9 protein-coding genes are annotated in these 11,085 nt (G+C 58.0%); 2 read left to right on the forward strand and 7 right to left on the reverse strand.

The genetic code is table 11. The features are described 5' to 3' along the window. Positions 1-389 precede the first annotated feature (389 nt). The 6 genes from ntrC to glnA all read right to left on the reverse strand — a co-directional run bounded on the left by ntrC (position 390) and on the right by glnA (position 6,519). Positions 390-1,826: a nitrogen regulation protein NR(I) gene (gene ntrC, locus AC3WK5_RS18390; RefSeq protein WP_054595168.1), complete on the reverse strand. Its 1,437-nt coding sequence runs from the start codon at positions 1,824-1,826 to the stop codon at positions 390-392. Continuing rightward, positions 1,823-2,908, reverse strand: coding sequence for a nitrogen regulation protein NR(II) (glnL, locus tag AC3WK5_RS18395; RefSeq protein ID WP_054595169.1), 1,086 nt, complete (start codon positions 2,906-2,908; stop codon positions 1,823-1,825). The genes ntrC and glnL overlap by 4 nt, the downstream gene beginning before the upstream one ends. Before the next feature lie 251 nt (positions 2,909-3,159). After that, positions 3,160-3,765, reverse strand: coding sequence for a DUF4124 domain-containing protein (locus tag AC3WK5_RS18400; protein WP_371919143.1), 606 nt, complete (start codon positions 3,763-3,765; stop codon positions 3,160-3,162). Positions 3,766-3,782: 17 nt separating this feature from the next. Continuing rightward, on the reverse strand, positions 3,783-4,289 hold the full coding sequence (locus tag AC3WK5_RS18405) for a DUF4124 domain-containing protein (protein WP_103320410.1): 507 nt from the start codon (positions 4,287-4,289) through the stop codon (positions 3,783-3,785). 109 nt (positions 4,290-4,398) lie between these two features. After that, a complete protein-coding gene (locus AC3WK5_RS18410; RefSeq protein ID WP_103320404.1) occupies positions 4,399-4,977 on the reverse strand; it encodes a chorismate mutase in 579 nt (192 codons plus the stop codon). A gap of 135 nt (positions 4,978-5,112) precedes the next feature. Beyond that, the gene (gene glnA / locus AC3WK5_RS18415) at positions 5,113-6,519 is read right to left on the reverse strand and encodes a glutamate--ammonia ligase (protein ID WP_019691316.1); all 1,407 of its coding nucleotides are present in this window, start codon (positions 6,517-6,519) and stop codon (positions 5,113-5,115) included. Between the two features lie 330 nt (positions 6,520-6,849). Here glnA and thiI point away from each other — a divergent pair, with 330 nt between their 5' ends. Together thiI and typA are read left to right on the forward strand one after the other, a co-directional pair. Then, positions 6,850-8,304: a tRNA uracil 4-sulfurtransferase ThiI gene (thiI, locus tag AC3WK5_RS18420; protein ID WP_103320408.1), complete on the forward strand. Its 1,455-nt coding sequence runs from the start codon at positions 6,850-6,852 to the stop codon at positions 8,302-8,304. Between the two features lie 139 nt (positions 8,305-8,443). Beyond that, entirely contained in the window at positions 8,444-10,264 is a 1,821-nt protein-coding gene (typA, locus tag AC3WK5_RS18425; protein ID WP_054595173.1) for a translational GTPase TypA, read from the forward strand. 170 nt (positions 10,265-10,434) lie between these two features. On the opposite strand, the gene AC3WK5_RS18430 is transcribed toward typA, so the two are convergent. Further along, on the reverse strand, positions 10,435-11,085 hold a 651-nt coding region (locus AC3WK5_RS18430; RefSeq protein WP_492574153.1), incomplete at its 5' end, for a transposase.

Raw genomic sequence — 11,085 nt, forward strand, 5'->3', positions numbered from 1 at the left:
GAGGGGAATCCCCGGCCTGCCTGTACCAAGGCCCCCGAAACTGGGTAGTGAATCGAATCACTGATTGGACTATTGCAGGGGGCGTGCCAGGTTTTTATAGGTAGCAAAAAAAAACCGCATGAAGCGCTGAAAGCCCCGTATTCCGGGGCTTTGTGTTTTTTGTGCAATGGTTTTTCGTGTTGCTGGAGGCGGGATTTTGCTTGCCGTGGAGTGCGCGATTGCGGTTCACGGTGCATTGAGGCGGTGCACGCAGCCTCTAAAAGCATCGCGGGCAAGCCTTGCTCCTGCAGGTTCGGGGTTGAATCATCAATGTGTGATTCACCACAAAACGGTAGGAGCAAGGCTTGCCCGCGATTGGATCTGCAGATCAGCGAAGATCTATAGGCGGCTTAACCCTCATCCCCTTCATCGTCATCGCCGCTATCGACCTTCATCCCCAGTTCCTTGATCTTGCGGGTCAAGGTGTTGCGACCCCAGCCCAGTAATACGGCAGCGTCGCGACGGCGTCCGGCGGTGTGTTTGAGGGCGGTTTCGATCATGATCCGCTCGAAGCTCGGTACGGCGCTGTCGAGCAGGCTCGACTGACCACGCGCCAACGCCTGATCGGCCCACTGACGCAGCGCTTGCTCCCAGTTGGTCACCGGTGCCGAATCCTGCGGCAAGCTCAGCAGCTCTGGCGGCAGGTCACTGATGTGCACTTCGCGGCCCGACGCCATCACGGTGATCCAGCGGCAGGTGTTTTCCAGCTGCCGTACGTTGCCTGGCCACGGCAGGTTCTTCAGGTATTCCTCGGTTTCGCTTTTCAGCAGCTTCGGTTCTACCGCCAGTTCTTGTGCGGCGCGGGCGAGGAAGTGCTTGGCCAGGGTCGGAATGTCTTCGCGACGGTCTGACAGGCGCGGAATGTGGATACGGATCACGTTCAGACGGTGGAACAGGTCTTCACGGAATTTCCCGGCGTGTACCAGGGTTTCCAGATTCTGGTGAGTCGCGGCAATGATGCGCACATCGACCTTGACCGGCACATGACCGCCGACGCGATAGAACTCGCCATCGGCCAGTACCCGCAGCAATCGCGTCTGGGTGTCGGCCGGCATGTCGCCGATTTCATCGAGGAACAGTGTGCCGCCATCCGCTTGCTCAAACCGTCCGCGCCGCAGGTTGGCTGCGCCGGTGAACGCGCCTTTTTCGTGACCAAACAGCTCGGACTCCATCAGGTCCTTGGGGATTGCCGCCATGTTCAGTGCGATAAACGGCGAGGCCGCGCGCGGGCTGTGGCGGTGCAGGGCGTGGGCCACCAGTTCTTTACCGGTACCGGATTCGCCGTTGATCAGCACGGTGATGTTGGAGTGGCTCAAACGCCCGATGGCGCGAAACACTTCCTGCATCGCCGGCGCTTCACCGATGATTTCCGGGGTGCGGGCCAGGATCGGTGCCACTTCCAGGCCTTGCTGTTCCTGGGCATGCTGGTTGGCGCGCTTGACCAGTGACACGGCTTCATCGACGTCGAACGGCTTTGGCAGGTACTCGAACGCACCGCCCTGATAGGACGCGACAGCGCTGTCCAGGTCGGAGTGCGCGGTCATGATGATCACCGGCAGCCTCGGGTGTTGCTCGCGAATCCGTGCCAGCAGGTCCAGGCCGCTGGTGCCGGGCATGCGGATGTCGGAGATGATCACGTCCGGTTGTTGGCGTGCCAGGCGGCTCATCACGCCATCGGCGCTGTCGAAGCTTTGCGTGGTCATGCCTTCCTGTTGCAAGGCTTTTTCCAGGACCCAACGGATAGAACGGTCGTCATCGACGATCCACACGGTTTCACTACGGCTCATGTCGATGTGGCTCCTTGTTCCAGTGGCAGAAAGATCGAGAATGTGGTGTGGCCTGGATGGCTGTCACATTCGATCAGGCCCTGGTGCTGGCTGATGATGTTCTGGGTAATGGCCAGGCCGAGTCCGGTACCGTCCGGGCGGCCGCTGACCATGGGGAAGAAGATGGTTTCCTGCAGGTCCGCTGGAATCCCCGGGCCGTTGTCGATGATCTCGAGCTTGGTCACCAGGCGATGGCGCACGTGGCCGATGGTGAACTGGCGCATGGCACGCGAACGCAGGGTGATGCGGCCCAGACGCAACTCGTTCTGGGTGCTGATGGCCTGCATCGCATTGCGCACGATATTCAGCACGGCCTGAATCATTTGCTCGCGGTCGATCAATACGTCCGGAATGCTCGGGTCGTAGTCGCGCACCAAAGTGATGCAGCCTTGGCTTTCGGCTTCCACCAGATGACAGACGCGCTCCAGCACTTCGTGGACGTTGCACAGGGCAAGCGACGGCAGTTTGTTCGAGCCGAGCATGCGATCAACCAGATTACGCAGGCGATCCGCTTCCTCGATGATGACGTTGGTGTAGTCCTTGAGGCTTTCTTCCGGCAGCTCGCGGGCCAGCAACTGAGCGGCGCCGCGAATCCCGCCGAGCGGGTTCTTGATCTCGTGAGCGAGGCCGCGCACCAGCATCTTGCTGGTTTCCTGCTTGGAGAGCTGCGCTTCTTCTTTGGTGATGCGCAACAAGCGATCCCGCGGGTGGACTTCGAGCAGCAGCAGCGTGTCGCCATTGCTAAGGATCGGCGTCACCGCATAGTCGACGGTCAGGGTCTGGCCGGTCAGCGCGGTGAGCATCGCTTCGCGCTTGGTAAATGGGTGCGCTTGTTCGACCGCCTGGCGCAGGGAGTTAAGGGCTTCGGTCGACTCGGTGAACAGCTCGCTGATGAATTGCCCATGGCTGCGCTGGCCGCTGATGGCCAGGAGCATTTCCGCCGCGGGGTTCATGTACTCAAGGCGCAGGTCGGCGTTGAGCAGAATGGTGGCGGTCGTCAGGTTGTCGAGTAGTAAGCGGTGCAGTGCGTCGCTGATGGTCATTAGGACCTCTTTTGGAGCGTGGCGGCTCAGACGGGTCTGAATCACGCGCGTGAACTGGGCGCTGATACGAGGAAAATGCAAAAACCAAACCAAGGCTCCGAAAAGAAGCGTTCAGGCCCTGAAACAGGCGTTTTAAGCGCGATTGCGTGGCGTTCTGCCGGCCTTTGCGGGTATTTTCGAACCAAAATGGGTTGGAATATGGGTAGGGTGCAGCCGATTGCACCAATATAGTGCGCAAACCTGAACAAGGTTCAGAAGAAAGAAAAAATCCCGACTTTTTCTTCTTCGGGCTTATCCGCGAGCGGACATTCCGGGCGTTGGCCGTAATCGGTCAGGGTGCAGGGCTTGATCTGGCGCTTCTGCGCCAGGGAGATACGCAGCATGTGGAATGGCTGATTGGCTGTGCGTTCGACAATCCGCCCGTGTTCGTCGAGGATTTCCACCGCCAGTTGATGGGTGCCGCGATCAATATTGCTTAAGGCGAACACCGGGCTGGGGCCGGGATCGGCGGTCGGTTGGCCGTCCAGTAACAACCGATAGCGATGGCCGCGTTGCAAGGTGGGTTCGTTGGTGACACTGACGATCACTTCCCCCGCGCTGCTGCGCACCGAAGCGTCCGGTTCCGGTACGAGTACGCGAAGCATGTCGTAGTGAAACAGTGGTTTTTCCTCAGGCTTCTTGGGGGCTGCTTGCGATATTGCCCCGCCGGGATTGGCCGACATGCGATTACCTGGCGCCAGTGTGACTCGCTTGGCGTTTCCGGGGCGGGGTTGATCGGTGAAGACCCGATTGCCTTGGGCGTCGATGTAGGTGTAGACCTCGGCCTGCGCCGGCAGAGCGATCAGCCACAGGCACATGGTGATTATCCAGCACCTCACGGGAGGTGTACCCGCTGCACGGTGAAGGTGAGAGTCGGGCTTTGCTGCACCAGGCTTTCTCCGGCGAGCACCTGCACCGCGAGATGGTGTTCGCCGCGATCGATGTTCACCAGTTGCAAGCGCGGCACGTTGCTTGGCTCGCCGTAGGGTTGGCCGTCCAGCAGCAATCTAAATACATGTGATCCTTGCAGTCGTGGCTGAATCTGCACGCCGACGGTGAAGGTGCCGTTATTGGCGCGCAGGGCTTCATCGCTGGGCAGGCCGGTCAGTTCCAGCACTGAATACACGGCGTTTTTGTCTGCGTGCGGGGTTGGTTGTTCGGGCGTCATCGGTGGTTGGTGTTCGATGCTGTTGAGTGGCGGCAACTCGACGGCCTGGCTCTTCACGCCATCGGGCGGCTGATTGCTGTAGGCGGTATTGCCGCTGGCGTCGGTGTAGCGGTAGATCTGCGCGGAGGCGGGCAGCGCGATCAGCAACAGGATGAACAGAAAACCACGACCCATGAAAAACGCCCAATAATCGAAAACGTTGGTTTGCAGCATAGGCCAGGGTTAAGTGTTGGCCCAATTCACTAACACCCTGACACGAAAGATCAATAAAACTCGCCAGCTCCTACGGATGGGTGCCGCACAATTCGGCAGTGGCGCGTACCAGCGCAAGCTCGCGCAGCGGCACTTGGGTTGCGGCTTTATTGGCTTTGGCCAGCCATGACGGGCAGTGCGGATCATTGCGATACGGGGTGAAATCGGCCAATTGCTGCAGCAGGCGTGTTTGCAGCAGGTCAAGTTGCGGGCGGATCAGGCCAACGAGGTCGGGGCGAGGGTCGTTGGGCGCTTTGCCTTGTGCGTGCCAGTCGGACAAATGCGCGTACTGCACTAACTTGTTGGCTTCGATCTGCGCCGAGAAGAACTGCTCAACGGCTTCATTGCTCAATTTATAGTAGGGCGCTTCGGCAATAGCATCGGCAATGACTTCACGTTCACGCTGACGGTCCTCGACAGGCTTGCCGCTGTCCCACTTGCTCAGCGCGACTTTGTCAGCAATCACCAGTCGCTCCTGAATGGTGCTGAGCAGCGGGGCGAGGGCCGCGGGTGCCGGGGTTGGAGCTGGAGCATGAGTGGCAGTGGTGGCAGCGCAGGCAGTGTTGGCGAGCAGGGCGGTGAACAGTGCAAGGCTCAAACGTAGGTACATGGGACGTCTCTTCTTCATTCCGTGGAAGGGCATGATGCTTATAACAGTAGGCCTGATAATAAGTGTTCGCCCACAAAAAAGGCCTCCCGAAGGAGGCCTCTTTTTTGTTACGCCGCTTGCGCGGGCGTTACTGGATCAGCAGCTGTAGTACAGCTCGTATTCCAGTGGGTGTACGAAGGTGCGTACTTTGATTTCTTCTTCGCTTTTCAGGGCGATGTAAGCGTCGATGAAGTCGTCGCTGAAAACGCCGCCTTTGGTCAGGAACGCACGACCTTTGTCCAGCTCTTCCAGGGCTTCTTTCAGGCTGCCGCAAACTTGTGGGATCTCTTTCGCCTCTTCAGGCGGCAGGTCGTACAGGTTTTTGTCAGCCGCATCGCCTGGGTGGATCTTGTTCTGGATGCCGTCCAGGCCAGCCATCAGCAGTGCAGCGAAGCCCAGGTACGGGTTGGCTGCCGGATCCGGGAAACGTGCTTCGATACGGCGAGCGCGAGGGCTCGACACGTAAGGAATACGGATCGAAGCGGAACGGTTGCGAGCCGAGTAGGCCAGCATTACTGGAGCTTCGAAGCCTGGGACCAGACGCTTGTAGGAGTTGGTCGACGGGTTGGTGAAGCCGTTCAGGGCCTTACCGTGCTTGATGATGCCGCCGATGAAGTACAGGGCGGTGTCGGACAGGCCGGCATAACCTTCGCCAGCGAAGGTGTTCTTGCCATCTTTGGCGATGGACAGGTGAACGTGCATACCCGAACCGTTGTCGCCGTACAGCGGCTTAGGCATGAAGGTCGCGGTGCGGCCGTATGCATCGGCAACGTTGTGTACGCAGTACTTCAGGGTCTGAACTTCGTCAGCCTTGGCGACCAGGGTGTTGAACTTCACACCGATTTCGTTCTGGCCGGCAGTCGCCACTTCGTGGTGGTGAACTTCGATGACCAGGCCCATTTCTTCCATGGCGTTGCACATGGAGGTACGGATTTCGTGGTCGTGGTCGAATGGCGGAACCGGGAAGTAGCCGCCTTTGACGCCTGGACGGTGGCCTTTGTTGCCGCCTTCCACGTCCTGGTCGGACATCCACGAACCTTGTTCGGAGTAGATCTTGAACATCGAGCCGGAGATGTCGGACTTGAACTTCACTTCGTCGAAGATGAAGAACTCAGGCTCTGGACCGACGAAAACGGTGTCGCCGATACCGGTGGACTTCAGGTATTCCTCGGCGCGCTTGGCGATGGCACGTGGGTCACGGTCATAGCCTTGCATGGTCGAAGGCTCGATCACGTCGCAAACCAGGATCAGGGTCGGCTCTTCGGTGAACGGGTCCAGAACGGCAGTGGTGTCGTCCGGCATCAGGATCATGTCGGAAGCTTCGATGCCTTTCCAGCCAGCGATGGAGGAACCGTCGAACATTTTGCCTTCTTCGAAGAAAGCTTCATCCAGCGCATCGCGAGCCGGCATGGTCACGTGGTGCTGAGTGCCTTTTGTGTCCGTGAAGCGCAGATCAATCCACTTGACGTCATGATCTTTGATGAGTTGAACCGACTTCGACATAGTGTCCTCCGGGTGGCTTCGGGCTTAGTAATGGATGCCCTTACAATGTGGGTGATGCCGGCGCGAATACTCTGCCTTGGCAACCTGCCTCACAAGGGAGCAAATTGCATGCCAGTGCCCCGACATGGGCTAATTGCCCCAATATCACGCTTATAAAGGTGCAAGGCGCTTTAAAACAGAAAATATCGCCCTTTAATGTAGCGCTCAATTTCATAAATGACCTGTTTTGGTGCATTGAAAACCTTCTGCACATTAACTGGTTAAACCTTGAGCAATTTCCGCTATAATCCGCGCCCCCCTTTTTCGGCTGGCCCTGCGCGCGCTGTTTTCATGAAACTAATCGTAAAAGTCTTCCCCGAGATCACCATCAAGAGCCGCCCGGTACGGACGCGTTTCATCCGTCAATTGGCCAAGAACATCCGTGCTGTGCTCCGCGACCTGGACCCGGCCGTGGTGGTGAACGGCGTGTGGGACAACCTCGAGCTGGAAACGCACGTCAGTGACCCCAAGGCCTTGAAGGACATGACCGAGCGCCTGAGCTGCATGCCGGGCATCGCGCATTTCCTGCAGGTCGACGAGTACCCGCTGGGCGACTTCGACGACATCGTTGCCAAGTGCAAGCAGCACTATGGTGATTCGCTGGCCGGGAAGATCTTTTCGGTGCGCTGCAAGCGTGCCGGCAAGCACGAATTCAGCTCGATGGACGTCGAGAAATACGTCGGCAGCCAGCTGCGTCGTCAGTGCGGCGCCGCCGGTATTTCGCTTAAACAGCCTGAAATCGAAGTTCGCATCGAAATTCGCGACAAACGGTTGTTCGTGATTCACAGCCAGCACAACAGCATCGGCGGCTACCCGCTCGGCGCGCTGGAACAGACCCTGGTGCTGATGTCCGGCGGTTTCGATTCCACCGTCGCGGCTTACCAGATCATGCGCCGCGGGCTGATGGCCCACTTCTGCTTCTTCAATCTCGGCGGGCGTGCCCACGAATTGGGCGTAATGGAAGTCGCGCATTTCATCTGGAAGAAGTACGGCAGCTCCCAGCGCGTGTTATTTGTCAGTGTGCCGTTCGAGGAAGTGCTGGGAGAAATTCTCGGCAAAGTCGATAACAGTCATATGGGCGTAGTATTGAAGCGTATGATGTTGCGCGCTGCGTCCCGGATCGCTGATCGACTGGACATCGAGGCACTGGTCACTGGCGAAGCGATTTCCCAGGTTTCCAGCCAGACGCTGCCGAACCTGTCGGTGATCGACTGCGTGACCGACAAGCTGGTGTTGCGTCCGCTGATCGCCAGTCACAAGCAGGACATCATCGACCTGGCCAACGCAATCGGCACCGCCGATTTCGCCAAGCACATGCCGGAGTACTGCGGGGTCATTTCGGTGAACCCCAAGACCCACGCCAAGCGTCCGCGCGTGGAGCATGAAGAGAAAGAATTCGATATGGCAGTGCTCGAGCGTGCGCTCGAGAACGCCAAGCTGGTGCCGATCGATCGGGTGATCGACGAATTGGGCCAGGATGTGCAGGTTGAAGAAGTCAGTGAAGCGCTGGCCGGTCAGATCATCATCGACATCCGTCACCCGGATGCCGCCGAAGACGACCCGCTGGAGCTTGCTGGTATCGAGGTACAAGCGATGCCGTTTTATGCTCTGAACGCTCGTTTCAAGGAACTGGACCCTACTCGCCAGTACCTGCTGTATTGCGACAAAGGCGTGATGAGTCGCCTGCATGCCCATCATTTGCTCAGTGAGGGGCATGCCAATGTGCGCGTTTATCGACCGAGCTAAGAGCCCGGGGCTGTTTGCCTGTGGCCTGCGTCACCGGCCCCCCGACGCCGCCGTCAAGCTGTAACGGCAAGGCCTGACTCTACTGTAAATCGCTGCCAAGACTTGTCAGCACACCGAATCCTCTGATCGAGATACACAAGTGATCGAAAATCTACGCAACATCGCCATCATTGCTCACGTTGACCATGGTAAGACCACCCTGGTAGACAAGCTCTTGCGTCAATCCGGCACCCTGGAGCGCAACGAGCTCAACGACGAGCGCGTGATGGACTCCAACGACCAGGAGAAAGAGCGCGGTATTACCATTCTGGCGAAAAACACCGCCATCAACTGGAACGGCTACCACATCAACATCGTGGACACCCCGGGCCACGCCGACTTCGGCGGTGAAGTTGAACGCGTAATGTCGATGGTTGACTCCGTTCTGCTGCTGGTTGACGCTCAAGACGGCCCTATGCCGCAAACCCGTTTCGTGACCAAGAAGGCCTTCGAAGCCGGCCTGCGTCCGATCGTGTGCATCAACAAGGTTGACCGTCCAGGCGCACGTCCGGACTGGGTTCTGGACCAGATCTTCGACCTGTTCGACAACCTGGGTGCTACCGAAGAACAGCTGGACTTCCAAGTCGTCTACGCTTCGGCCCTGAACGGTATTGCCGGTCTGGACCACACCGACATGGCTGAAGACATGACCCCGCTGTACCAGGCGATTGTTGACCACGTTCCAGCTCCAAAAGTTGACCGTGACGGTCCATTCCAGATGCAAATCTCGGCACTGGACTACAACAGCTTCCTGGGTGTTATCGGCGTTGGCCGTATCGCTCGTGGTCGCGTCAAGCCGAACACTCCGGTCGTGGCTATCGGCGCCGACGGCAAGAAGCGTAACGGTCGTATCCTGAAGCTGATGGGTCACCACGGTCTGCACCGTATCGACGTTGAAGAAGCTGCAGCAGGCGACATCGTGTGCATCAGCGGTATGGACTCGCTGTTCATCTCCGATACCCTGTGCCACCCGGACACTGTCGAGGCGATGAAGCCTCTGACCGTTGACGAGCCAACCGTTTCCATGACCTTCCAGGTAAACGACTCGCCTTTCTGCGGTAAAGAAGGCAAGTTCGTGACTTCCCGTAACATCAAGGAACGTCTGGACAAAGAGCTGCTGTACAACGTTGCACTGCGCGTTGAAGAAGGCGACTCGGCTGACAAGTTCAAGGTTTCCGGCCGTGGTGAGCTGCACCTCTCGGTACTGATCGAAACCATGCGTCGCGAAGGCTTCGAAATGGGCGTTGGTCGTCCTGAAGTGATCATCCGTCAGGTTGACGGCGTGAAGCAGGAACCGTTCGAAAACGTCACCATCGACACCCCTGAAGAATCCCAGGGCAAGGTCATGGAAGAGATGGGCCTGCGTAAAGGCGACCTGACCAACATGGTGCCGGATGGCAAAGGCCGTGTTCGTCTGGAATACAACATCCCTGCTCGCGGTCTGATCGGTTTCCGTAACCAGTTCCTGACCCTGACCAACGGTGCTGGCATCCTGACCTCGATCTTCGATCGCTACGACACCATGAAGTCCGGCGACATGTCCGGCCGTCAGAACGGTGTTCTGGTATCGGTAGAAACCGGCAAGGCGCTGACCTACTCCCTGGAAACCCTGCAGGCGCGTGGCAAGCTGTTCGTTGAACACGGTCAAGAGATCTACAACGGTCAGATCGTTGGTCTGAACAGCCGTGACAACGACATGGGCGTCAACCCAACCAAAGGCAAGAAGCTCGACAACATGCGTGCTTCGGGTAAAGACGAAACCATCGCCCTGGTTCCACCTGTTCGCTTCACCCTGGAACAGGCTCTGGAATTCATCCAGGACGATGAATTGTGCGAAGTGACACCTAAGTCGATCCGCCTGCGTAAGAAGATCCTGGACGAAGGCGAGCGTACCCGCGCTGCCAAGAAAGCCAAGAACTGAGTTAACTCAGGCTGAATGAAAACGCCCCCGGTCGAAAGGCCGGGGGCGTTTTTGTTTGTCTGGGTTTTTTGCGGTGTTTGTTCGGGCCCCTTCGCGAGCAAGCCCGCTCCCACATTTGATCTCCAGTGAACACAAAACTTGTGGTCAACGTCGATTCAATGTGGGAGATTCTATGTTGCAGGACAACCCTGCAACGGTCGATTCGGTTGGTATTCGCTCTGGTTTTTCATCAGGGCGAACGCCACCCGGGCGAGTTTTCGGGCAAGGATTACCAGGGCCTGAGTCTTCTTGAAACCTCTGGCCAGGTACCCTTCATAAAAGGGTTTCCAGGTCGCTGAACGACAGGCGGCCATGGCCGAGTTGTGGGCCAAACGCCGTATTTCCGGATCCCCTTTCTTGGTCAGACTGCGACTCCCCGTCTTTTTTCCCGAGTCATCAACCCTCAAGTCCATGCCCAAAAAAGCGATGAAGGCATTGCTGTCCTTAAACTCGCCACGCAAAAAAGCCGTCGCAAATCCGGTTGCCGTCAGTACACCGACGCCTTCAATGGCCTTGCAACGCTCAATATTTTCGGCGGCTCCGGCCTCTTTGCTCAGGTCACGCAGCTTTTTTTGAATGGCCAAATCCGAGTGCTTAAACGTCTCCATCAGACATTTCAGCTCTTCTTCCAGGCGCGGCTCATTGGCCCAGCTCTGAGCCAGACTGACACGCGCCTTGATCAGTGCTGCCCGTCGATGAAGCAGGCTTTGCAGGGCCTTGTAAGCCTTGGGCGGCGGGCTCCAAGCGCGTAACCCAGCCTGTTCATGCGCCAGATACCGAGC

This window comes from Pseudomonas sp. FW306-02-D09B, assembly GCF_058782685.1.